Genomic DNA, 23,338 nt, shown 5'->3' with positions numbered 1-23,338 from the left:
CCTTTAACGACCCGTCCCGTGAGGCGGGGAAGGAGGTCCGCCGTGGCATACCCACCGGCTGCCCGCTCGTCACCACCGCGACAACCCTCGGTGAAGGTGATCCTCGCCAGCGCCGACGTGCAACGTGTGGTCGACCGCATCGCACACCAGATCCTGGAGAAGACCCAGGGCGCCGCCGAGACGGTGCTGCTCGGGATTCCCACCCGGGGTGCCCCCCTCGCCCGGCGGCTCGCCGCCCGGATCAGCACCTTCGAGGACGTCGCCGTCCCGGTCGGTGTGCTGGACATCACCCTGTACCGCGACGACCTGCGCCGGCACGCCACCCGCGCGATCGGCCCGACCGAGCTGCCGCCCGGCGGCATCGACGGCAAGCGGGTCATCCTCGTCGACGACGTCCTCTTCTCCGGCCGGACCGTCCGGGCCGCGCTCGACGCGCTCAACGACGTGGGGCGCCCAGCGTCCGTGCAGCTCGCCGTCCTGGTCGACCGCGGTCACCGGGAGCTGCCGATCCGCGCCGACTACGTCGGCAAGAACATCCCGACCTCGCTCGCCGAGAGCGTCAAGGTGACGCTCGCCGAGACCGACGGCACGGACGAGGTCAAGCTGTACGGGGGGACCACCTCATGATCAGGCACCTGCTCTCCGGCGCGGACCTGGACGCCGACACCGCCACCGAGATCCTGGACACCGCCGCCGAGATGGCCACGGTCGCCGGCCGCGAGATCAAGAAGCTGCCCGCGCTGCGCGGCCGGACGGTGGTGAACCTCTTCTACGAGGACTCGACCCGCACCCGGATCTCCTTCGAGGCGGCCGCCAAGCGGCTCAGCGCCGATGTGATCAACTTTTCCGCGAAGGGGTCCAGCGTCACCAAGGGCGAGAGCCTGAAGGACACCGCGCTGACCCTGCAGGCCATGGGCGCCGACGCGGTGGTCGTCCGGCACCCCGCCTCCGGCGCGCCGCACCGGCTGGCGAACTGGGTGGACGGGTCGGTGGTCAACGCCGGTGACGGCACCCACGAGCACCCCACCCAGGCGTTGCTGGACGCGTACACCATGCGGGCCCGGCTGGGCCGGCTGGCCGGCCTGTCGGTCGCGGTGGTCGGGGACGTGCTGCACTCCCGGGTGGCCCGCTCCAACGTGCTGCTGCTCTCCACCCTCGGCGCCAAGGTCACCCTGGTCGGCCCGCCCACCCTCATCCCGGTGGACATCGCCGCGGCGCTCGCACCCGGCACCGACGTCTCCTACGACCTCGACTCCGTGCTGCCCAACGTGGACGTGGTGATGATGCTGCGGGTGCAGCGGGAGCGGATGAACGACTCCTACTTCCCCTCCGCCCGCGAGTACGCCCGCCGCTACGGGCTGGACGGCCCGCGGATGCGCCGGCTGCCCGATCACGCGATCGTCATGCACCCCGGCCCGATGAACCGGGGGATGGAGATCACCCCCGAGGTGGCCGACTCGCCCCGCTCCACCATCGTCGAACAGGTCACCAACGGGGTCTCCGTGCGGATGGCCGTCCTCTACCTGCTGCTCGGAGGGAACAACCGGTGACCGCGTACCTGATCACCAGCGTGAGCGTCGTCGGCGCCGCGCCGACCGACTTGCTGATCCGCGACGGCGTGGTCGCCGAGGTCGGCCCGGGGCTGTCCGCCCCGGACGCCGCCGTGCTCGATGGGACCGGGCTGGTCGCCCTGCCCGGCCTGGTCGACCTGCACACCCACCTGCGCGAGCCGGGCCGGGAGGACGCCGAGACCGTCGAGTCCGGCTCCCGCGCGGCGGCCCTGGGCGGCTACACCGCGGTCTGCGCGATGGCCAACACCTCCCCGGTCGCGGACACCGCCGGCGTCGTCGAGCAGGTCTGGCGGCTCGGCCGGGAGGCCGGGCTGGTCGACGTGCAGCCGATCGGCGCCGTCACCGTCGGGCTGGCCGGCGAGCGCCTCGCCGAACTGGGCGCGATGGCCGACTCCGCGGCCCGGGTGCGGATCTTCTCCGACGACGGGCACTGCGTCGCCGACCCGAAGCTGATGCGCCGGTCCCTGGAGTACGTCAAGGCGTTCGACGGGATCATCGCCCAGCACGCCGAGGAGCCCCGGCTGACCGAGGGCGCCCAGATGCACGAGGGTGAGGTCTCCACCCGGCTCGGCCTGATCGGGTGGCCGGCCGTCGCCGAGGAGGCGATCATCGCCCGGGACGTGCTGCTCGCCGAGCACGTGGGCAGCCGACTGCATGTCTGCCACGTCTCCACGGCCGGCAGCGTCGAGGTGCTGCGCCACGCCAAGGCGCGGGGGGTGCGGGTCACCGCCGAGGTCACCCCGCACCACCTGCTGCTCACCGACGAGCGGGCGGAGACCTACGACCCGGTCTTCAAGGTCAACCCGCCACTGCGTACCGCCGATGACGTCGCCGCCCTGCGTGCCGCCCTCGCCGACGGGGTGCTCGACGTGATCGCCACCGACCACGCCCCGCACGCCGTGGAGGACAAGGAGTGCGAGTGGGCGTACGCCCGGCCGGGGATGCTCGGCCTGGAGACGGCGCTCTCCATCGCGCTGGACGTGCTCGGCCCGCAGTGGGACCTGATCGCCGAGCGGATGTCGCGCGCCCCGGCCCGGATCGCCGGGCTGGCCGGGCACGGCGTCGACCCGGCGCCCGGGGTGCCCGCCAACCTGACCCTGATCGACCCGGCCGCCCGCCGCACCATCGAGCCGGCGGAGCTGGCCAGTCGCAGTCGCAACACCCCGTACGCCCGCATGACGCTGCCGGGTCGCATCGTGGCGACCTTCCTGCGTGGCGAGCCGACGGTTCTGGACGGAAAGGCTGTCAAGTAATGGTCAAGCGCAGACCAGCGATCCTCGTGCTCGAGGACGGGCGCACGTTCCCCGGTGAGGCGTACGGCAGTGTGGGGGAGACCTTCGGCGAGGCGGTCTTCACCACCGGCATGACCGGCTACCAGGAGACCCTGACCGACCCGTCCTACCACCGGCAGGTGGTGGTGCAGACCGCGCCGCACATCGGCAACACGGGCGTCAACGGCGAGGACGACGAGTCCGGCCGCATCTGGGTGGCCGGGTACGTGGTGCGCGACCCGGCCCGGATCGGCTCGAACTGGCGGGCCACCGGCGGCCTCGAGGACCGGCTCGCCACCGAGGGCGTTGTCGGCATCAGCGGGGTGGACACCCGAGCGCTGACCCGGCACCTGCGCGAGCGGGGCGCCATGCGGGTGGGCATCTCCAGCGTGGACAACGACCCGCAGAGCCTGCTGGCCCGGGTCCGGCAGGCGCCGCAGATGGTCGGCGCGGACCTCTCCACCGAGGTGACCACCCCCCAGCCGTACGTCGTCCAGGCGATCGGCGAGCACCGGTTCACCGTTGCCGCGCTGGACCTGGGCATCAAGCGCAACGTTCCCCGCCGGCTCGCCGCCCGCGGGGTGACCACCCACGTGCTGCCGGCCTCCTCGGGCATCGACGACCTGCTCGCCACCGGCGCCGACGCGATCTTCCTGTCGCCCGGCCCCGGCGACCCGGCCACCGCCGACGGCCCGGTGGCGCTGGCCCGGGAGGCGCTGCGGCGGCGGGTGCCGCTGTTCGGCATCTGCTTCGGCAGCCAGATCCTCGGCCGGGGGCTCGGCTTCGGCACCTACAAGCTGGGCTACGGCCACCGGGGGATCAACCAGCCGGTTCTCGACCGGGCCACCGGCAAGGTCGAGGTGACCAGCCACAACCATGGCTTCGCGGTCGAGGTGCCCGGCGCGGGGCACGGCGCGGTGGTACCCGATCAGGTGATCGACACCGACTTCGGTGGCGTCCGGGTGTCGCACGTCTGTCTCAATGACAACGTCGTCGAGGGGCTGCGGGCCGTGGACGTGCCCGCCTTCACCGTTCAGTACCACCCGGAGGCGGCGGCCGGCCCGCACGACGCGGACTACCTCTTCGACCGCTTTGCCGAGCTCATCGAGGGCCGGATCCACAGCGAGGGGCGCAGCAATGCCTAAGCGGACCGATCTCAAGCACATCCTGGTGATCGGCTCCGGGCCGATCGTCATCGGGCAGGCTTGCGAGTTCGACTACTCCGGCACCCAGGCCTGCCGGGTGCTGCGCAGCGAGGGGATCCGGGTCAGCCTGGTCAACTCCAACCCGGCGACCATCATGACCGACCCGGAGTTCGCCGACGCCACGTACGTCGAGCCGATCACCCCGGAGTTCGTGGAGCTGGTCATCGCCAAGGAGCGCCCGGACGCCATCCTGGCCACCCTCGGCGGGCAGACCGCGCTGAACACCGCGGTCGCCCTGCACGAGTCCGGCGTGCTGGACAAGTACGGCGTGGAGCTGATCGGCGCGAACATCGACGCGATCAACCGCGGCGAGGACCGCCAGCTGTTCAAGGAGATCGTGGCGAAGGCCGGGGTCCGCCTCGGCGTCGACGACCCGACCGCCCTGGTGCCCCGCTCGCGGGTCTGCCACTCGATGGACGAGGTCGAGGCGACCGTTGCCGAGCTGGGCCTGCCGGTGGTGATCCGGCCGTCGTTCACGATGGGCGGCCTGGGCTCCGGTATGGCGCACACCCCGGAGGACCTGGCCCGCATCGCCGGTGACGGCCTGTCCGCCAGCCCGGTGCACGAGGTGCTCATCGAGGAGAGCGTGCTCGGCTGGAAGGAGTACGAGCTCGAGCTGATGCGCGACCGGCACGACAACGTGGTGGTGGTCTGCTCGATCGAGAACGTCGACCCGATGGGCGTGCACACCGGCGACAGCGTCACCGTGGCACCGGCCATGACGCTCACCGACCGGGAGTACCAGAGCCTGCGTGACCTGGGCATCGCGGTGCTACGCGAGGTCGGGGTGGACACCGGCGGCTGCAACATCCAGTTCGCGGTCAACCCGGTCGACGGCCGGATCGTCGTGATCGAGATGAACCCGCGGGTGTCGCGCTCCTCGGCGTTGGCGTCCAAGGCGACCGGTTTCCCGATCGCCAAGATCGCGGCCAAACTGGCGATCGGCTACACCCTCGACGAGATTCCCAACGACATCACGTTGAAGACCCCGGCGGCGTTCGAGCCGACCCTGGACTACGTGGTGGTGAAGATCCCCCGCTTCGCGTTCGAGAAGTTCCCCGGCGCGGACCCGGAGCTGACCACCACGATGAAGTCGGTGGGCGAGGCGATGAGCCTCGGGCGCAACTTCAGCGAGGCGTTGAACAAGGCGATGCGCTCGATGGAGACGAAGGAAGCCGGCTTCTGGACGGTGCCGGATCCGGCCGACGCGACGCGGGAGAACACCCTGACCGCGCTGCGGATTCCGCACGACGGCCGGCTGTACACCGTCGAGCGGGCGCTGCGCCTCGGTGCGTCGATCGCCGAGGTCACCGCGGCCTCGGGTGGGATCGACCCGTGGTTCCTGGATCAGATCGCCGCGCTGGTTGAGCTGCGCGCGGAGATCGTGGACGCTCCGGTGCTCGACGCCGAACGGCTGCGCCGGGCCAAGCGGGCCGGCCTGTCCGACCGGCAGCTCGCCGCGCTGCGGCCGGAGCTGGCCGCCGAGGACGGCGTGCGTACGCTGCGGCACCGTCTCGACGTGCGCCCGGTCTACAAGACCGTGGACACCTGCGCGGCCGAGTTCGAGGCGAGCACGCCGTACCACTACTCGACGTACGACTCAGAGACCGAGGTCGTGCCGTCGGACCGGCCGAAGGTGCTGATCCTGGGCTCCGGCCCGAACCGGATCGGGCAGGGCATCGAGTTCGACTACTCGTGCGTGCACGCGGTTCAGGCGCTGCGGGGCATCGGCTACGAGACGGTCATGGTCAACTGCAACCCGGAGACGGTCTCCACCGACTACGACACCGCCGACCGGCTCTACTTCGAACCACTGACCTTCGAGGACGTGCTGGAGGCCTGGCACGCCGAGGACTCCTCCGGCCGGTCGGCCGGCGGGCCGGGCGTGGTCGGTGTGATCGTGCAGCTGGGCGGGCAGACCCCGCTGGGGCTGGCGCAGCGGCTCAAGAACGCCGGGGTGCCGGTGGTCGGCACCTCCCCGGAGTCGATCCACCTGGCCGAGGAGCGGGGCGCGTTCGGTGCGGTGCTGGCCCGGGCCGGGCTGCGCGCGCCGGCACACGGCATGGCCACCTCGTACGACGAGGCCAAGACGATCGCCGACGAGATCGGCTACCCGGTGCTGGTCCGGCCGTCGTACGTGCTGGGCGGGCGGGGCATGGAGATCGTCTACGACGACCCGACCCTGCGCGACTACATCGGCCGCGCCACCGACATCTCCCCGGACCACCCGGTGCTGGTGGACCGCTTCCTCGATGACGCCATCGAGATCGACGTGGACGCGCTCTGCGACGCCGACGGTGAGGTCTACATCGGCGGGGTGATGGAGCACATCGAGGAGGCCGGCATCCACTCCGGCGACTCCTCCTGCGCGCTGCCGCCGATCACCCTCGCCGGTTCGCACCTGGCCGAGGTCCGCCGCTACACCGAGGCGATCGCCCGCGGTGTCGGCGTCCGTGGCCTGCTCAACGTGCAGTACGCGCTCAAGGACGACGTGCTCTACGTCCTGGAGGCCAACCCGCGGGCGTCGCGGACGGTCCCGTTCGTCTCCAAGGCGACCGCGGTGCCGCTGGCCAAGGCGGCGGCCCGGATCGCGCTCGGCGCGCGCATCGCCGAACTGCGCGCCGAGGGGCTGCTCCCGGCGACCGGGGACGGTGGCACGATGCCCGCCGACGCGCCGATCGCGGTGAAGGAGGCGGTGTTGCCGTTCAAGCGCTTCCGTACCCGCTCCGGCAAGGGGATCGACTCGCTGCTCGGGCCGGAGATGAAGTCGACCGGCGAGGTGATGGGCATCGACACCAACTTCGGGCACGCCTTCGCTAAGAGCCAGTCGGCCGCGTACGGCTCACTGCCGACCGCCGGGAAGATCTTCGTCTCGGTGGCCAACCGGGACAAGCGCGGCATGATCTTCCCGATCAAGCGCCTGGCGGATCTCGGCTTCGAGATCGTGGCGACCACCGGCACCGCCGAGGTGCTGCGGCGCCACGGCATCGCCTGCGAGCAGATCCGCAAGCACTACCAGGCCGGCGAGGGAGACGACGCCGTGTCGCTGATCCTCGGCGGCGCCGTGACGTTGGTGATCAACACGCCGCAGGGTTCGGGTGCCAGCGCCCGCTCGGACGGCTACGAGATCCGCAGCGCCGCGGTCACCGCGGACATCCCGTGCATCACCACGGTCCCCGGTGCCGCCGCGGCGGTCATGGGCATCGAGGCCAGGATCCGCGGCGACATGCAGGTCCGTCCCCTCCAGGATCTGCACGCCACCCTCCGGGCCGCCCAGTGACGGTGTTCGAGCGGGCGGTGCGGCCGTGGCTGTTCCGGATCGGGAGTGGGGACGCGGAGGCGGCGCACGAGTTGACGCTGCGCTGGTTGACCGCGCTGTCCCGGCGGCCGGTCGCACTGGCGGCGCTACGTGCCCGGTATGCGGTCCGGGCGCCGCGCACGGTGTTCGGCGTGGAGTTTCCCAACCCGGTCGGGTTGGCCGCCGGGATGGACAAGGACGGGGCGGCGCTGGCGGCCTGGCCGGCGCTCGGCTTCGGTTTCGTCGAGGTCGGCACGGTCACCGCGCACGCCCAGCCGGGCAATCCCCGGCCGCGCCTGTTCCGGCTGCCGGCCAGCGAGGCGGTGGTCAACCGGATGGGCTTCAACAACGCCGGCGCTGCCGCGCTGGCCGCCCGGCTGGCCGCGCTGCCGCGCGCGATCGGCGTACCGCTGGGCATCTCGCTGGGCAAGTCCAAGGTGACGCCGCTCGACGAGGCGGTCGAGGACTACCTCGCCTCGTACCGGGCGCTGCGCGGGCACGGCGACTACTTCGCGGTGAACGTGTCCTCACCGAACACCCCGGGGCTGCGCTCGTTGCAGGACCGCGCGCACCTGGACGCGCTGCTCGCCGCGCTGGTCGGGGAGAAGCCGGTGCTGGTCAAGATCGCACCTGATCTGACCGAGGCGGCGATCGCCGAGTTGCTGGAGGTCTGCCTGGCCCGGGGAGCGGCCGGGGTGATCGCCACCAACACCACCCTGGCCCGGGACGGTCTCGCCTCGGTGGACGCCGAGCGTGGCGCCCAGGCGGGTGGCCTCTCCGGCCGGCCGCTCACCGGCCGCGCGAGGGAGGTGGTCGCCTTCGTGCACCGGGAGACCGGCGGCCGACTGCCGATCATCGGCGTCGGCGGGGTGCTGGACCCGGACGACGCCGCTCGGATGTTCGACGCCGGCGCCGCCCTGGTGCAGCTCTACACCGGCTTCATCTACCGGGGCCCGGCCCTGGTCCGCGCCGCCGCCCGCGTGCCGGGGCCATCCCCGGCCCCGGTCGGCGGGCGGTGACCGGTCCGGTGCCCGGCCCCGGTCGGTGGGCGGCAGCCAGGGCGGCGCCGGTTCGGCTGTCCGCTCGGGTGCCGATCCCGGTGCCGGTCGGCGCTCCGGCCGGGTGCCCACCTCGTTCCCTTTGCTCTGCTTCACCCCACGCAACGGCCGCCGTCCGATATCCGGACGTCGGGTGGTGCGTCCGTTGAAGCAGAGCAAAGGCAGCCGGTGGGTCCCCGCGCCCGCGCGTGCGCCTGCCGCCGCGCCTGCGCCTGCGCCCGGGCCCGTGCCCGCCATGCCCGCCGTGCCCGTTGCCCCACTCGCGAACGCCATGAAGGAGCGCGCGTGACGCCCGAGGAGATCCTGACCGCCGACCGGGCGCACGTCTGGCACCCGTACACCTCACTGCCGCCGGCGAACCCGCCGTACGTGGTGCAGAGCGCCGAGGGCGTACGGCTGCGGCTTGCGGACGGCCGGGAGCTGGTGGACGGGATGTCGTCCTGGTGGGCGGCGATCCACGGCTACCGGCACCCGACGTTGGACGCGGCGGTGACCGACCAGCTCGGCCGGATGAGCCACGTGATGTTCGGCGGGCTAACCCACGAGCCCGCGGTACAGCTCGCCCGGACCCTGGTGGAGCTGGCCCCGGACGGCCTGGAGCACGTCTTCCTGGCCGACTCCGGCTCGGTCAGCGTCGAGGTGGCGGTGAAGATGTGCCTGCAGTACCAGCGGGCCGTCGGACGGCCGCAGCGGCGCCGGCTGGCCACCTGGCGGGGCGGCTACCACGGCGACACGTTCCACCCGATGAGCGTCTGTGACCCGGAGGGCGGGATGCACCACCTCTGGGGCGACGTGCTGCCCCGGCAGGTCTTCGCACCGGTTCCGCCGGGCGGGTTCGCCGATCCGCCCGACGAGGCGTACGTGGCGGCGCTGGTGGACACGGTCGAGCGGCATGCCCACGAACTGGCCGCGGTGATCGTCGAACCGGTGGTGCAGGGCGCCGGCGGGATGCGTTTCCACCATCCGGGGTACCTGCGGGTGCTGCGGGAGGTGACCCAGGCGCACGGGATCCTGCTGATCTTCGACGAGATCGCCACCGGCTTCGGCCGTACCGGCACGATGTTCGCCGCCGAGCACGCCGGGGTGACCCCGGACGTGATGTGCGTGGGCAAGGCGCTCACCGGCGGTTACGTGACCCTCGCGGCGGCCCTCTGCACCCCGCGGGTGGCCCAGGCGATCTCCGCCAGCGGCGTGCTGGCGCACGGGCCGACCTTCATGGGCAACCCGTTGGCCTGCGCGGTGGCCAACGCGTCCATCGGGCTGCTGCGGGCCGGGGACTGGGCGGCGCAGGTGTCCAGGATCGGTGCCGGCCTGCGCGCCGGGCTGGAGCCGCTGCGCGGCACGCCGGGCGTGGCCGACGTGCGGGTGCTCGGCGCGATCGGGGTGGTCCAACTCGATCACGAGGTCGACCTCGGCGCGGCCACCACGGCGGCGGTCGACCGGGGGGTGTGGCTGCGGCCGTTCCGCGACCTGATCTACACGATGCCGCCGTACGTGACCGGCGACGCCGACCTGGCCCGGATCGCGTCCGGCGTGGCGGCGGCGGTGGCGGCCGGCTGAGCCGGTTCAGAGCTACCCGTGGCGGGCTGCCGCCCGGACGAGGAGAGGGGAACTACCGGATGGAAAGCTTCGGCACCCGGCTGCACCGGGCCGTCAGCGAGCGGGGACCGCTCTGCGTGGGCATCGACCCGCATCCCGGTCTGCTGGCCCGCTGGGGCCTCACCGACGACGTTCAGGGGCTCGACAGGTTCACCCGGACAGTGGTCGACGCCCTCGGTGACCGGGTTGCGGTGGTCAAGCCTCAGTCGGCCTTTTTCGAGCGTTTCGGGTCCCGCGGCGTGGCGATTCTTGAGTCAACTATCCGACAGTTACGTGATGCCGGCTCGCTCGTTCTGCTGGACGTCAAGCGCGGCGACATCGGCTCGACGGTCAGCGCGTACGCCTCCGCGTACCTTGATCCATCCAGCCCGTTGTATGTCGACGCGGTCACCGCGAGCCCCTACCTGGGGGTGGGTTCCCTGGCGCCGATGTTCAAGCTGGCCGCCGAGCACGGTGGCGGGGTGTTCGTGCTGGCCCTCACCTCGAACCCCGAGGGAGCCGCCGTGCAGCGGGCCCGCACGGCCGACGGGCGCACCGTGGCGCAGACCGTGATCGACGAGATTTCCCAGCTCAACAGGGGTGCGGCCCCTCTCGGCAGCTTCGGGCTGGTGGTCGGCGCGACCATCGGAGACACCGGTCACGACCTCTCCGGGGTGGGTGGTCCGCTGCTCGCGCCGGGGCTCGGCGCGCAGGGTGCCGGTGCTGCCGATCTGCGGACCGTCTTCGGTCCGAGCCTCGCCGCGGTGCTCCCGTCGTACTCCCGGGAGGTGCTGTCCGCCGGCCCCGACGTCGCCGCCCTGCGGGCCGCCGCGGACCGGGTGCTGGCCGACTGCCGGGGCGTTCTGGCTGCCCGGTGACTGACTGACGGCTCGGTCACTTTGCGATGATCATCGCGCGTCCACGTTGCCGAAAGCTCCGTTGGCCGCTAGTTTTCCCCGCGCTGGGAACCATGGACCCCTTGGTTCACAGCGACACCACGTTTCACAGATGCGGCGGTGCGCCCCGCCCGCCGCGATAGGGACCTGAGGAGAACTGGTGCCGCTCCCGTCACTGACCCCCGAACAACGCGCTGCCGCGCTCGAGAAGGCCGCGGAGATCCGCAAGGCCCGTGCTCAGCTGAAGGAGCAGCTCAAGCAGGGCAAGACCACCCTCGGTGCTGTCCTCGAGCGCGCCGAGAGCGACGATGTCGTTGGCAAGCTCAAGGTGTCGGCCGTCCTGCAGGCCATGCCGGGCATCGGCAAGATCCGGGCTACCCAGATCATGGAGAAGCTCAAGATCGCCGACAGCCGTCGCCTGCGTGGCCTCGGCGAGCAGCAGCGCAAGGCACTGCTTGGAGAGTTCGCCGCCAACTGAACCTGGCAGCGTGTAGAAACAAGCAGTGAGCACGGATGACGAGGCGCGCCCGGCGGCTCGGCTCACTGTCCTGGCTGGACCTTCGGGTTCCGGCAGGGAGAGTGTCGTCGAGCTCGTCCGGGCGCGTTCTCCGTCCGTGTGGATCCCGGTGCAGGCGACCACCCGGCCGCGCCGGGAGCGGGAGATCGACGGGGAGGACCGGGTCTTCCTCGCTCCCGCCGAGTTCGACCGCCGGGTGGCCGCCGGCGAGCTGCTGGAGTGGTCCCGGATGGGCCCGCACTGTCGGGGCACCCCGTACCCACCGCTGCGCGCCCGGCTCGACGCGGGGCAGCCGGTGCTCCTCCCGCTCGACCTGACCGGCGCCCAACTGGTCCGGGCGCGACTGCCCGACGCGCGGCTGGTGCTGCTGAGCCCGCCCGGTCACCGACCCGACGCCGCCGTGGCGGCGACCTTCGAGCACGCCCTGACGCACGACCTCACCGATCGGGTGGTCGTCGAGCTGGTAGGCTTACTCGGTTCTTCTTATCCGGATCCGGCCTGGTCGCCTGTACGCGGCTGATGGCCGGCCGCCGTTGAGACTCAGCACCGCGTCCGCGCGGCTCGAAAGACGCAGAGGTTAATTCGTGGGATCCATCGCCAACCCCGAAGGCATCACCAACCCGCCGATCGACGAGCTCCTCGAGAAGACGACGTCGAAGTACGCGCTGGTCATCTTCGCCGCCAAGCGCGCGCGCCAGGTCAACGCCTACTACAGCCAGCTCGGCGAGGGCCTGCTGGAGTACGTCGGCCCGCTCGTCGAGACCACCCCCCAGGAGAAGCCCCTCTCCATCGCCATGCGCGAGATCAACTCGGGCCTGCTCACCGCTGAGCCGACCGACCAGCCGTAAGCCCCCACGCGTCGATGTCCGCCGGGATCGTCCTCGGGGTCGGCGGCGGCATCGCCGCCTACAAGGCCTGCGAGCTGCTGCGACTCTTCACCGAATCGGGTCACCGGGTTCGCGTCGTGCCGACCGCGTCGGCGCTCCGCTTCGTCGGAGCGCCGACCTGGGCAGCTCTCTCCGGTCAGCCGGTCGCCGACGACGTCTGGTCCGACGTGCACGAGGTGCCGCACGTGCGGCTCGGCCAGCAGGCCGACCTGGTGGTGGTCGCGCCGACCACCGCCGACCTGCTCGCTAAGGCCGCCCACGGGCTCGCCGACGACCTGCTGACCAACACGCTGCTGACCGCGCGCTGCCCGGTGGTGCTGGCTCCGGCCATGCACACCGAGATGTGGGAGCACCCGGCCACCGTGGCCAACGTCGCCACGCTGCGCGCCCGCGGTGTCCGGGTCATCGAGCCGGCCGTCGGCCGGCTCACCGGCGTCGACACCGGCAAGGGCCGGCTGCCCGACCCGGCGGAGATCTTCGCGGTCGCGCGTCGGGTCCTGGCCCGGGGTGGGCCGGCACCCGCCGACCTGGCCGGCCGCCGGGTGGTGGTCACCGCGGGGGGCACCCGCGAGCCGCTGGACCCGGTCCGGTTCCTCGGCAACCGCTCGTCCGGCAAGCAGGGCTACGCGTTCGCCCGGGCGGCCGTCGCCCGGGGCGCCCGGGTCACCCTGATCGCGGCCAACGTCTCCCTCGCCGACCCGGCCGGAGTCGACCTGGTCCGGGTGGGCAGCACCGGCGAGCTGCGGGAGGCGACGCTGAAGGCGGCCGTCGACGCCGACGCGGTGGTGATGGCGGCGGCTCCGGCTGATTTCCGGCCGGCGGCGTACGCGCCTGGCAAAATCAAGAAGTCGGACGACGGTGTCGCGCCCACCATCGAGCTCGTCACGAACCCGGACATCGCGGCAGAGCTCGGCCAGCGCAAACGACCGGAGCAGGTGCTGGTGGTGTTCGCCGCCGAGACCGGCGACGCGGAGGCCAACGGCCGGGCGAAACTCGCCCGGAAGCGGGCCGACCTGATCGTGGTCAACGAGGTCGGCGTGGACAAGGTCTTCGGCGCCGACACCAACACGGTGACGGTCATCGGCGCGGACGGCTCGGTCAGCCGGCTGCCCGAGCAGGCCAAGGAGGATGTGGCCGACTCCGTCTGGGATCTCGTCGTGGCGCGGCTGGCCGGCCGCTCCTGACGGGTGGAACAGGGCGCGACCGATCCCGACACCCACCGCAGCGGTGACTAGACTGCCGCGGAACGACCTCACACGCTTAGGAGTGCCGTGACACGCCGCCTCTTCACGTCCGAATCGGTCACGGAAGGCCACCCGGACAAGATCGCCGACCAGATCAGCGATGGCATCCTCGACGCGTTGCTCGCCGAGGATCCGCACAGCCGGGTCGCGGTGGAGACCATGATCACCACCGGGCAGGTGCACATCGCCGGTGAGGTGACCACCAAGGCGTACGCCGACATCCCGACGATCGTCCGCCGGACCATCCTCGACATCGGGTACGACTCGTCGAAGAAGGGCTTCGACGGCGCCTCCTGCGGGGTCAGCGTCTCCATCGGCGCGCAGTCCGAGGACATCGCGCAGGGCGTTGACAACGCCTTCGAGCTGCGCACCGGAGCCTCGGAGAGCGCACTGGACGCGCAGGGCGCCGGGGACCAGGGCATGATGTTCGGCTTCGCGTGCTCGGAGACGCCCGAGCTGATGCCGCTGCCCATCGCGCTGGCACACCGACTGGCCCGCCGGCTGGCCGCGGTGCGCAAGGACGGCACCATCCCGTACCTGCGCCCGGACGGCAAGACCCAGGTGACCATCGAGTACGAGGGGCTGCGTCCGGTCCGGCTCAACACCGTGGTCGTGTCCAGCCAGCACGCCGCGGACATCTCGCTGGAGTCGCTGCTCACCCCGGACGTGCGCGACCACGTCATCGCACCGGAGCTGGAGAGCCTCGGTCTGGACACCGACGGCTACCGGCTGCTGGTCAACCCGACCGGCCGGTTCGAGATCGGCGGCCCGATGGGTGACGCCGGGCTGACCGGTCGCAAGATCATCGTCGACACCTACGGCGGGTACGCCCGGCACGGCGGTGGCGCGTTCTCCGGCAAGGACCCGTCCAAGGTGGACCGCTCGGCCGCGTACGCGATGCGCTGGGTGGCCAAGAACGTGGTCGCCGCCGGCCTGGCCGAGCGGTGCGAGGCCCAGGTCGCGTACGCCATCGGCAAGGCGCACCCGGTGAGCCTGTTCATCGAGACGTTCGGCACCGAGACCGTGCCGGTCACCTCGATCGAGAAGGCCGTCACCGAGGTGTTCGACCTGCGCCCGGCCGCGATCATCCGGGACCTCAACCTGCTCCGCCCGATCTACCAGCAGACCGCCGCGTACGGCCACTTCGGCCGCGAGCTGCCGGACCTGACCTGGGAGAGCACCGACCGGGCCGCCGACCTCAAGTCGGCCGCGGGAGCCTGACCGCCACCAAGCGCAGCGACCGGCGACCCGCGGAAGGGTCGCCGGTCGCACGCGTCTGTGTGGATGTCCCGCTGGCTCACCTGGACCGGCCGTTCGACTACCTGGTGCCGGCCGAGCTGGACGCCGTGGCGGTGCCCGGCACCCGGGTGAAGGTGCGCTTCGCGGGGCAGCTCGTCGACGGCTGGCTGCTGTCCCGCGCCGACGACTCCGGGCACACCGGCCGGCTCGCCTACCTGGAGAAGGTGGTCTCTCCGGAGCCGGTGCTGGCGCCCGAGGTCGCCCGCCTGGCCCGTGCGGTCGCCGACCGGTACGCGGGCAGCCTCGCCGACGTGCTCCGGCTCGCCGTGCCACCCCGGCACGCCCGGGTCGAGAAGGAGGCCCACGCCGATCAGGACAGCACGCCGGCCTCCTCCGACGAGCCCGCCCTCGACCCGCGCGGGTGGCGGGACTACCCGACCGGTCCGGCTCTCCTGCGCGCGCTCACCGACGGCCGGGCACCCCGGGCCGTCTGGTCGGCGCTGCCCGGCGAGGACTGGGCCGCCCGCTACGCCGACGCGGTCGCCGCCACGGTCGCCGGGGGCCGCGGAGCGGTGGTCGTGGTGGCCGACGCCCGCGACCTCGATCGGCTGGACGCCGCGCTCACCGGCGTGCTCGGCCCGGGACGACACGTCACCCTCTCCGCCGCGCTCGGTCCGGCCCGGCGCTACCGCGCGTTCCTCGCCGCCCGGCGGGGGGAGGTGCCGGTGGTGATCGGCACCCGGGCGGCGATGTTCGCCCCGGTGGACCGGCTCGGCCTGGTCGCCGTCTGGGACGACGGCGACGACCTGCACGCCGAGCCGCGCGCCCCCTATCCGCACGCCCGGGACGTGTTGCTCACCCGCGCGCAGCTCGCCGAGGCTGGCGCGCTGGTCGGCGGGTACGCCCGCACCGCCGAGGCGCAACTGCTGGTGGAGACCGGCTGGGCCCGGGAGGTGGTGGCCGACCGGGCGACCGTGCGGGCCCGTATCCCGGCCATCGCGCCGACCGGTGACGACCCGCAGCTGGCCCGCGACCCCGGGGCGGCCACCGCCCGGCTGCCCAGCCTGGCGTGGACGGCCGCCCGCGATGCCCTCCGGGCGGACCTGCCGGTGCTGGTGCAGGTGCCCCGGCGCGGCTACCTGCCCTCGGTCGCCTGTGCGGACTGCCGCACCCCGGCCCGCTGCGCGCACTGCGCCGGGCCGCTCGCGCTGCCCTCGGCCGGCGGCACCCCGGCCTGCCGCTGGTGCGCCCGGGTGGCCGCCGCGTACGCCTGCCCCGAGTGCGGTGGCCGGCGGCTGCGGGCCGCAGTGACCGGGGCCCGGCGTACCGCCGAGGAGCTGGGCCGGGCGTTTCCCGGCGTGCCGGTGCGCACCTCCGGCCGGGAGGAGGTGCTGAGCGACGTGCCCGGTGGCGCGGCCCTGGTGGTCGCCACGCCCGGCGCCGAGCCGGGCGCCGAGGGCGGCTACGGCGCGGTGCTGCTGCTCGACTCGTGGGCCCTGCTGACCCGGGCCGACCTGCGGGCCGGCGAGGAGGCGCTGCGCCGCTGGCTGGCCGCCGCGGCGCTGGCCCGCCCGGCCCCGGCCGGCCGGGTGGTGGTGGTCGCCGACGGCGCGCTCGCCCCGGTGCAGGCGCTGCTGCGCTGGGACGCCGGCTGGTTCGCCGGCCGGGAACTGGCCGAGCGCCGTGAGCTGGGCTTCCCGCCGGCGGTGCGGATGGCCAGCGTCACCGGCCCGGCCGAGGCGGTGGCCGACCTGCTCGCCGCGGCCCGGCTGCCCGACGACGCCGAGGTGCTCGGGCCGGTGCCGGCCGAGGAGGGCCGCGAGCGGATGCTGGTGCGGGTGCCCCGGGCCCGGGCCGCCGCGCTCGCCGAGGCGCTGCACTCGGCGGCGGGGGCGCGGGCGGCCCGCAAGGCCGCCGAGCCGGTCCGCCTCCAGGTCGATCCGCTGAGCCTGTTCTGAGCCGGACGGCGGCTGGCGGGCCTGGTCGGAGGCGGTGTCCCCGCACACCGCGTCCGGCAAAGCGCTGGTGCCTGGGTGGTAACATCGCCCGTCATGCCCGGGCGGACGACGGCTCCAGGTCGCGGCGCGGCGTCAGGCGCGCCGAGCTGTAGCCTTCGCAGGGTGGCAGCGACGATGGCGGGAACGCGTCGGTCGGACGCGATGTCGATGATCTCAAACAGCCGGTGATCAGGGGTGGACCAGTCGTGACCGTTCGACACTCGATCGTCTTCAACGGCGACCTCGGCAGCGGCAAGAGCACCGTGTCGGTGGAGATCGCCAAACGGCTCGGCATGCGCCGGGTGAGCGTGGGTGACCTCTACCGGGAGATGGCGCAGCAGCGACAGATGACCGCGCTGCAGCTCAACCTGCACGCCGAGCTCGACCAGGCCGTCGACGGCTACGTCGACCAGCTCCAGCGGGACATCGCCGCCTCCGGCGAGCGCCTCATCATGGACTCCCGGCTGGCGTGGCACTTCTTCACCGACGCGCTCAAGGTGCACATGATCACCGAGCCCGGTGAGGCGGCGCGCCGGGTGCTGGCCCGGCCCTCCGGGCCGGCGGAGAGCTACGCCACGCTGGAGGAGGCCAAGGCCAAGCTGCGCGAGCGCAGCGAGAGCGAGCGCAACCGGTTCATCATCCGGTACGGGGTGGACAAGGCCCGACTGCGCAACTATGACCTGATCTGCGACACCACCCGTGCCTCCGCCGCCGAGGTGGTCGAGCACATCGTGGCCGCGTACGAGGGGACGCTCGGCGACGATGTGCTGCGCGACGACCCGCCGCTGCTGCTGCTGGACCCGGCCCGGGTCTACCCGACCGAGGACATCGCGACCCTGCGCGGGCTGTGGGACTCCGAGTTCGTCGGCGACGTGGCCGAGGCCGGCGACGCGGCCCTGGAGCCGCTGAAGATCGGGTTCACCGGTGAGTACTTCTTCGTCGTCGACGGTCACCGCCGGCTCAGCGCCGCCCTGCAGAACGGCTTCTCCCTGGTCCCTGCCCAGCTCGTGGCGGAGGTCGACGAGCCGGTGGTCGGCGGGATGAGCGCGATCGACTACTTCGCCGCGCAGGTGCGTCCGGGCCTGGTCTACGACTGGGAGGCCGCCCACAAGATCCAGCTGCCGCTGCCGGAGCCCGCGTTCCTCGGCGGCGACGCGGTCCTCGCGGGCGACCCGGGCGCCAGCGCCTGACCGCGCGGTCGCCCGCGTCCGGGCACGGCGGGGCGGGAGTCTGACGCGGCCGGCGCCGGAGACTGACGCGGGCCGGTTCGGCGTCGTTTTCTCCGCTCCGGAGGATGCCAGGCGTCGGCGGCGTGGGCATGATGGAGCCTTCGACGCATCGACGGGGAGGCCGGCCATGGAGGCTGCCGAGGCGCTCACACTGCTCATGTCGCCGCAGGGGCGGGTCGACCCGTACCCGACGTACGAGCGGCTGCGGGCGCACGGGCCGGTGGTGCAGGCCCTGCCCGGCCTGTATGTGGTGACCGGCTACCCGGAGGTCGACGAGCTGCTGCGTGATCCCCGGCTCGGAGTGCTGGACGACGCCCTGCGGGACCAGGTCTGGCCGAACTGGCGCGAGAGCGCGGCGATCTCGTCGATCGCCCGGTCCATGCTGCGGACCAACCCGCCCGACCACAGCCGGATGCGCCGGCTCGCCGCAGGCGCGTTCAGCCCGCGCCGGATCGCCGGGATGCGCGACGTGGTGCGTACCCAGGCCGAGGCCCTGCTCGACGACATGCTGGACCGTGCCGCGGACGGCGCGACCGTCGACATGCTGGCCGACTTCGCGTACCCGCTGCCGGTGGGGGTGATCTGCGCGCTGCTCGGCGTGCCGGCAACCGACCGGCCGCTGTTCCGCCGCTGGGCCGGTGACCTGACCGGGGTGCTGGAGCCGGAGATCACCGCCGAGGAGTTGGCCGTCGCCGACGCCGGCGCCGCCGAGCTGCGCGCGTACTTCGCCGAGCTGGTCGCCGCCCGCCGCCGCGCGCCGGCCGACGACCTGACCACCGCGCTGGTCCAGGTGCACGACACCGACGGCGACCGGCTCACCGGCGACGAGCTGCTGGCCAACCTGGTGGTGCTGCTGGTCGCCGGTTTCGAGACCACCACCAACCTGCTCGGCAACGGGCTGGTGGTGCTGCTGCGGCACCCCGAGGCCGCCGCCGCGCTGCGTGCCGACCCCGGGCTCGCGCCGGCGTACGTCGAGGAGCTGCTGCGCTACGACTCGCCGGTGCAGCTGACCACCCGGACCAGCACCGCGCCGGTGCGCTGCGGCGGGTTGGACCTGCCGGCCGGCAGCACGGCGCTGCTGCTGCTCGGCGCGGCCAACCGCGACCCGCGCCGGTTCCCCGACCCGCAGCGCTTCGACCCCACCCGCGACCAGGCGCACCCGCTCTCCTTCGGCGCCGGCCCGCACTACTGTCTCGGCGCCGGGCTGGCCCGGCTGGAGGCGCAGCTGGCCTTTCCGATGCTGCTGCGCCGGCTGCCCGAGCTGGCCTTGGCCGGGACGCCCCGACACCGCACCCGGCTGACCCTGCGCGGATACCAGAGCCTGGCGGTGACGCTGGGCACACCCGCGGTGGCCGATCGAGGTACGCCAGCCGGCGCCCACCCGGGCACTCCGTAGACTGGTACGGCACCGCTCGTCCATCCCATGAAGGAGCCGTCCCGCGTGACCGTCCAGCCCATCCGTCTGTTTGGGGATCCGGTGCTGCGCACGCCGGCCGATCCGGTCGTCGACTTCGACGTCGAACTGCGTAGGCTCATCGCCGATCTGACCGACACGATGCGGGAGCAGAGTGGCGCTGGCCTGGCCGCGCCGCAGCTCGGTGTGGGCCTGCGGGTGTTCGCCTTCGACGTTGACGACGTGCTCGGGCACCTGGTCAACCCGGTGCTCGAATTCCCCGACGAGGAGGAGCAGGACGGCCCGGAGGGCTGCCTGTCCATCCCCGGGCTCTACTTCGACACCAAGCGCCGGCAGAACGTCATCGCCAAGGGCTTCAACGGCTACGGCGACCCGCTCCAGATCGTCGGCACCGGGCTGATGGCCCGCTGCGTGCAGCACGAGACCGACCACCTCGACGGCGTGCTCTTCTTGGACCGGCTCGACGCCGCCGGCCGCAAGGAGGCGATGAAGGCGATCCGCCAGGCCGAGTGGTACGACCCGTCGGCCCCGCCGGTGGTCAAGGTCAACCCGCACGCCGCGGGCAGCCCCTTCGGCCTGGGTCGGTGACCCGGATGCGTGTGATCTTCGCCGGTACGCCGGCCGTCGCCGTCCCCGCCCTGGCCGCCGTCGCCGCCTCCCGGCACGAGCTGGTCGCGGTGGTCACCCGGCCGGACGCGCCCGCCGGACGCGGGCGCGGCCTGTCCCGCTCCCCGGTCGGTGAGTGGGCCGACGAGCACGGCATCGAGGTGCTCACCCCGGCCCGCCCCCGTGACCCGGAGTTCCTCGACCGGCTGCGCGAGCTCGCACCGGACTGCGTGCCGGTGGTCGCCTACGGCGCGCTGGTGCCGCCGGCCGCGCTGGAGATCCCCCGGTACGGCTGGATCAACCTGCACTTCTCGCTGCTGCCCGCCTGGCGCGGCGCCGCGCCCGTGCAGCACGCGGTGCTGCACGGCGACGAGCTGACCGGGGCCAGCGTCTTCCAGCTGGAGCAGGGTCTGGACACCGGTCCCGTCTTCGGCACCCTGACCGACGAGATCCACCCCGGCGACACCTCCGGTGACCTGCTGGAGCGCCTCGCCGGGTCCGGCGCCGGGCTGCTGGTGGCGGTGCTCGACGCGATCGCCGACGGCACCGCCCGCGCCGAGCCGCAGCCGGCCGACGGGGTGTCGCTGGCACCGAAACTGACCGTGGAGGACGCCCGGGTGCGCTGGACCGACCCGGCCTTCGCGGTGGACCGGCGGATCCGGGCCTGCACGCCGGCCCCGGGTGCCTGGACGACCTTCCGGGGCGAGCGGGTGAAGCTCGGCCCGGTGGTGGCGGCAGCCGACGGCCCCGATCTGAAGCCGGGGGAGTTGCTGGTGGAGAAGGCCCGGGTGCTGGCCGGCACGGCCACCGTGCCGGTGCGACTGGGCGAGGTTCGGGCCGCCGGCAAGCGGGCCATGCCGGCGACCGACTGGGCGCGCGGCGTCCGGGTCAGCACCGGCGAGGAGTTCGCGTGACCGCCCCGGAGGGGACGCGCCCGACGCGCTCCGGCCCGCCCGCCGGTCGTGGTGGGGACCGCCGGCCGGTCCGACCGCCGCTGGACCGGCCGCGACGCGCGGCGTACGAGGCGGTGGCCGCGGTGCACCGCGACGACGCGTTCGCCAACCTGGTGCTGCCCACCATCCTGCGCGAGGAGGGGCTGTACGGCCGGGACGCGGCCTTCGCCACCGAGCTGACCTACGGCACCCTTCGCCACCTGGGCACCCTGGACGCGATCCTGACCGACGCGGCCGGCCGGGACGTGGCCCGGATCGACCCGCCGGTGCGCGACGCGCTGCGGCTCGGGGCGTACCAGCTGCTGCACACCCGGGTGCCCCCGCACGCCGCGGTCTCGTCGACCGTGGACCTGGTCCGCGCGGTCGCGCCGGGCGCCACCGGGTTCGCCAACGCGGTGCTGCGCGAGGTGTCCACCCTCGACGTGGACGGCTGGGTGGCGAAGCTCGCCCCGCCGATGGAGACCGACCCGGTCGGGCACCTGGCCCTGGCGTACAGCCATCCGCAGTGGATCGTGCGGGCGTTCTCCGAGGCGCTCGGCGGTGATCTGGGCGAGACGGCCCGACTGCTGATCGAGGACAATGAGCGCCCGCCGGTGCACCTGTGCGCCCGGCCCGGCCTGATCGACCCGGTGGAGTTGGCCGACCAGGTCGGTGGGGCGCCCGGCGCGTTCTCGCCGTACGCCGTCTATCTGCCCGGTGGCGCGCCCGGCGACATTCCGGCGGTGGTCGACGGCCGGGCCCACGTCCAGGACGAGGGCTCCCAGTTGGTGGCCAGCGCGCTCGCCGACGCGCCGCTGGACGGCCCGGACGGGCGCTGGCTGGACCTGTGCGCCGGTCCGGGCGGCAAGGCCGGGCTGCTCGGCGCGCTGGCCGCGCAGCGCGGCGCCCGGGTGACCGCGGTGGAGGTGGCCGAGCACCGGGCCCGGCTGGTTTCCCAGGCGACCCGGGGTCTGCCGGTGACCGTTCTGGCCATGGACGGCCGTGAGGTCGGTGCCGACCCGAAGCTGCCGGAGGGGCACTTCGACCGGGTGCTGGTGGACGCCCCGTGCACCGGGCTGGGGTCGCTGCGCCGCAGGCCGGAGTCGCGCTGGCGTCGCCAGCCCTCCGACCTGCCGCCGCTGACCCGGCTGCAACGGGAGTTGCTCGGTGCGGCGCTGCGTGCGGTCCGTCCGGGTGGGCTGGTCGCCTACGTCACCTGCTCGCCGCACACGGTGGAGACCCACGTGACGGTGACCGAGGCGGCTCGCCGCAGCGGGGTGCCGGTGGACTTCGTGGACGCCCGGCCGCTGCTGCCGGCCGGTATGCCGGGCCTGGGCGACGGTCCCACCGTGCAGCTCTGGCCGCACCGGCACGGCACCGACGCGATGTTCCTCGCCGTCCTGCGCCGGGGCTGAGTCGCACCGCTTAGTTGAAAGGAAGGGCCCCTTATTAACGCCAGGCGTTAATAAGGGGCCCTTCCTTTCATTTGCGGTGGGTCAGGTGACCGGGAGGCCCTTGGTGCCGGCGCCCTTCATCGAGCGGGTCAGGGCCCGGTCGCTGATCCACAGGAAGCACTGCACGCCACGGTTGCCGTTCTTCCACTCCTGCTCGTACGGCTGGTAGTAGATCGTCCCGGCGCGGAAGTCGAGCTGGGAGTTGTCCGGCACCTTGGCGTATCTGGCGGTCACCGTCTGGCAGGCCCGGTGGGTCCGCTTGGTGGTGCGGTTGAACTCGGCGTAGCTGACGTCCGGGGCCTGCCAGATGCCGACGAACTCGGCGTGGTGCCGGCTGGTGCAGGAGACCGGCGCCATCTCGTCGATGTCGTCCTTGACCAGCTTGGGGTTGAAGCAGCGGTACGCCAGCGGCGCCGCGCCGGTCAGCGCCCGCCGCAGGCTGCCGGTGCGCAGGCCGACGGAGGTGTCGTCGATGCTGGCGAGCTCGGTGACGTCACAGCGGTACCAGCGGGCCCCACCGGCCCAGGCCGGCGCGGACGGCAGCACGACGGTCAGGCCGAGGCGCCCGGAGCGCCAGTCGGCACCCACCGCCTTGCTGACCGCCTTGTCGCAGCTGACCTGCGCGGTCCGCATGCCGACCGAGCCGGGCGGTGGGGGCGTCCCGCGGTTCGCGCCCGGGCCGCTGAGCGTGCCGACGTGCATGGTCTCCACCCGGTGCGACTCGGTGCACGCCACCGGGTTGTAGCCCGTCAGGTAGCCGACCTGCTGGGCGGGGTGGTGGCAGACCTCGGCGGCGGGAACGAACTGCTGCGCCGCGACGGGCGCCGGCCAGTCGTCGATGAGGTTCCGGTCGACTCCGGCGGGCGCGCCGCACCCGGCCAGCGCCAGGGCGGCCGTCGTGCCCGCGGCGAGCGCCGCCAACCACCGTCGCATCCCCCGACC

The 23,338-nt window shown here is 73.2% G+C and carries 20 protein-coding genes; 19 read left to right on the top strand and 1 reads right to left on the bottom strand.

All coding sequences use genetic code 11. From position 1 onward, the window contains the following. Nucleotides 1-42 precede the first annotated feature (42 nt). The 19 genes from pyrR (at nucleotide 43) to ACFYPS_RS18200 (ending at nucleotide 22,357) form a co-directional block, all read left to right on the top strand. Nucleotides 43-627: a bifunctional pyr operon transcriptional regulator/uracil phosphoribosyltransferase PyrR gene (gene pyrR, locus ACFYPS_RS18290; RefSeq protein WP_354964233.1), complete on the top strand. Its 585-nt coding sequence runs from the start codon at nucleotides 43-45 to the stop codon at nucleotides 625-627. After that, a complete protein-coding gene (locus tag ACFYPS_RS18285; protein WP_354964234.1) occupies nucleotides 624-1,550 on the top strand; it encodes an aspartate carbamoyltransferase catalytic subunit in 927 nt (308 codons plus the stop codon). Before pyrR ends, ACFYPS_RS18285 begins: the two co-directional genes overlap by 4 nt. Then, the gene (locus tag ACFYPS_RS18280) at nucleotides 1,547-2,824 is read left to right on the top strand and encodes a dihydroorotase (protein WP_354964235.1); all 1,278 of its coding nucleotides are present in this window, start codon (nucleotides 1,547-1,549) and stop codon (nucleotides 2,822-2,824) included. The genes ACFYPS_RS18285 and ACFYPS_RS18280 overlap by 4 nt, the downstream gene beginning before the upstream one ends. Further along, nucleotides 2,824-3,987 carry a glutamine-hydrolyzing carbamoyl-phosphate synthase small subunit gene (carA, locus tag ACFYPS_RS18275; protein ID WP_354964236.1) on the top strand — a complete coding sequence of 388 codons (1,164 nt, stop codon included), beginning with the start codon at nucleotides 2,824-2,826 and terminating at the stop codon, nucleotides 3,985-3,987. The genes ACFYPS_RS18280 and carA overlap by 1 nt, the downstream gene beginning before the upstream one ends. Then, nucleotides 3,980-7,327, top strand: a complete 3,348-nt coding sequence (gene carB, locus ACFYPS_RS18270) for a carbamoyl-phosphate synthase large subunit (RefSeq protein WP_354964237.1) — start codon at nucleotides 3,980-3,982, stop codon at nucleotides 7,325-7,327. The genes carA and carB overlap by 8 nt, the downstream gene beginning before the upstream one ends. Continuing rightward, nucleotides 7,324-8,364, top strand: a complete 1,041-nt coding sequence (locus ACFYPS_RS18265) for a quinone-dependent dihydroorotate dehydrogenase (RefSeq protein ID WP_354964238.1) — start codon at nucleotides 7,324-7,326, stop codon at nucleotides 8,362-8,364. The genes carB and ACFYPS_RS18265 overlap by 4 nt, the downstream gene beginning before the upstream one ends. A 324-nt stretch (nucleotides 8,365-8,688) precedes the next feature. Further along, nucleotides 8,689-9,963 carry an adenosylmethionine--8-amino-7-oxononanoate transaminase gene (locus tag ACFYPS_RS18260; RefSeq protein WP_387325673.1) on the top strand — a complete coding sequence of 425 codons (1,275 nt, stop codon included), beginning with the start codon at nucleotides 8,689-8,691 and terminating at the stop codon, nucleotides 9,961-9,963. 59 nt (nucleotides 9,964-10,022) lie between these two features. Continuing rightward, nucleotides 10,023-10,859 carry an orotidine-5'-phosphate decarboxylase gene (pyrF, locus tag ACFYPS_RS18255; RefSeq protein WP_354964240.1) on the top strand — a complete coding sequence of 279 codons (837 nt, stop codon included), beginning with the start codon at nucleotides 10,023-10,025 and terminating at the stop codon, nucleotides 10,857-10,859. Between the two features lie 178 nt (nucleotides 10,860-11,037). Further along, entirely contained in the window at nucleotides 11,038-11,355 is a 318-nt protein-coding gene (gene mihF, locus ACFYPS_RS18250) for an integration host factor, actinobacterial type (protein ID WP_030335662.1), read from the top strand. Between the two features lie 25 nt (nucleotides 11,356-11,380). Next, nucleotides 11,381-11,914, top strand: coding sequence for a guanylate kinase (locus tag ACFYPS_RS18245; RefSeq protein WP_354964241.1), 534 nt, complete (start codon nucleotides 11,381-11,383; stop codon nucleotides 11,912-11,914). A 64-nt stretch (nucleotides 11,915-11,978) separates the two neighbouring features. Further along, on the top strand, nucleotides 11,979-12,242 hold the full coding sequence (gene rpoZ / locus ACFYPS_RS18240; protein ID WP_030335666.1) for a DNA-directed RNA polymerase subunit omega: 264 nt from the start codon (nucleotides 11,979-11,981) through the stop codon (nucleotides 12,240-12,242). A gap of 14 nt (nucleotides 12,243-12,256) precedes the next feature. After that, a complete protein-coding gene (coaBC, locus tag ACFYPS_RS18235) occupies nucleotides 12,257-13,465 on the top strand; it encodes a bifunctional phosphopantothenoylcysteine decarboxylase/phosphopantothenate--cysteine ligase CoaBC (protein ID WP_354964242.1) in 1,209 nt (402 codons plus the stop codon). Between the two features lie 87 nt (nucleotides 13,466-13,552). After that, nucleotides 13,553-14,746, top strand: coding sequence for a methionine adenosyltransferase (gene metK, locus ACFYPS_RS18230; protein WP_387325669.1), 1,194 nt, complete (start codon nucleotides 13,553-13,555; stop codon nucleotides 14,744-14,746). Between the two features lie 59 nt (nucleotides 14,747-14,805). Beyond that, entirely contained in the window at nucleotides 14,806-16,722 is a 1,917-nt protein-coding gene (locus ACFYPS_RS18225; protein WP_387325666.1) for a primosomal protein N', read from the top strand. 245 nt (nucleotides 16,723-16,967) lie between these two features. Beyond that, on the top strand, nucleotides 16,968-17,951 hold the full coding sequence (locus ACFYPS_RS18220; RefSeq protein ID WP_387325663.1) for an AAA family ATPase: 984 nt from the start codon (nucleotides 16,968-16,970) through the stop codon (nucleotides 17,949-17,951). Nucleotides 17,952-18,117: 166 nt separating this feature from the next. Beyond that, a complete protein-coding gene (locus ACFYPS_RS18215) occupies nucleotides 18,118-19,386 on the top strand; it encodes a cytochrome P450 (protein WP_387325660.1) in 1,269 nt (422 codons plus the stop codon). A gap of 45 nt (nucleotides 19,387-19,431) precedes the next feature. Beyond that, nucleotides 19,432-19,992 (top strand): peptide deformylase, encoded by a 561-nt coding sequence (gene def, locus ACFYPS_RS18210; RefSeq protein ID WP_089016580.1) that lies wholly within the window; start codon nucleotides 19,432-19,434, stop codon nucleotides 19,990-19,992. Between the two features lie 5 nt (nucleotides 19,993-19,997). After that, nucleotides 19,998-20,924 carry a methionyl-tRNA formyltransferase gene (fmt, locus tag ACFYPS_RS18205; protein ID WP_387325657.1) on the top strand — a complete coding sequence of 309 codons (927 nt, stop codon included), beginning with the start codon at nucleotides 19,998-20,000 and terminating at the stop codon, nucleotides 20,922-20,924. Beyond that, a complete protein-coding gene (locus ACFYPS_RS18200; RefSeq protein WP_354964246.1) occupies nucleotides 20,921-22,357 on the top strand; it encodes a transcription antitermination factor NusB in 1,437 nt (478 codons plus the stop codon). The genes fmt and ACFYPS_RS18200 overlap by 4 nt, the downstream gene beginning before the upstream one ends. Nucleotides 22,358-22,438: 81 nt before the next feature. Here ACFYPS_RS18200 and ACFYPS_RS18195 read toward each other — a convergent pair whose 3' ends face one another. Next, the gene (locus tag ACFYPS_RS18195) at nucleotides 22,439-23,329 is read right to left on the bottom strand and encodes a septum formation family protein (RefSeq protein WP_354964247.1); all 891 of its coding nucleotides are present in this window, start codon (nucleotides 23,327-23,329) and stop codon (nucleotides 22,439-22,441) included. Nucleotides 23,330-23,338 lie beyond the last annotated feature (9 nt).

This window comes from Micromonospora sp. NPDC005087, assembly GCF_042872965.1.
Taxonomy (GTDB): domain Bacteria; phylum Actinomycetota; class Actinomycetes; order Mycobacteriales; family Micromonosporaceae; genus Micromonospora.
The sequence above is the reverse complement of the archived record's forward strand: the minus strand, read 5'-3'. Positions and strand labels throughout refer to the sequence as shown.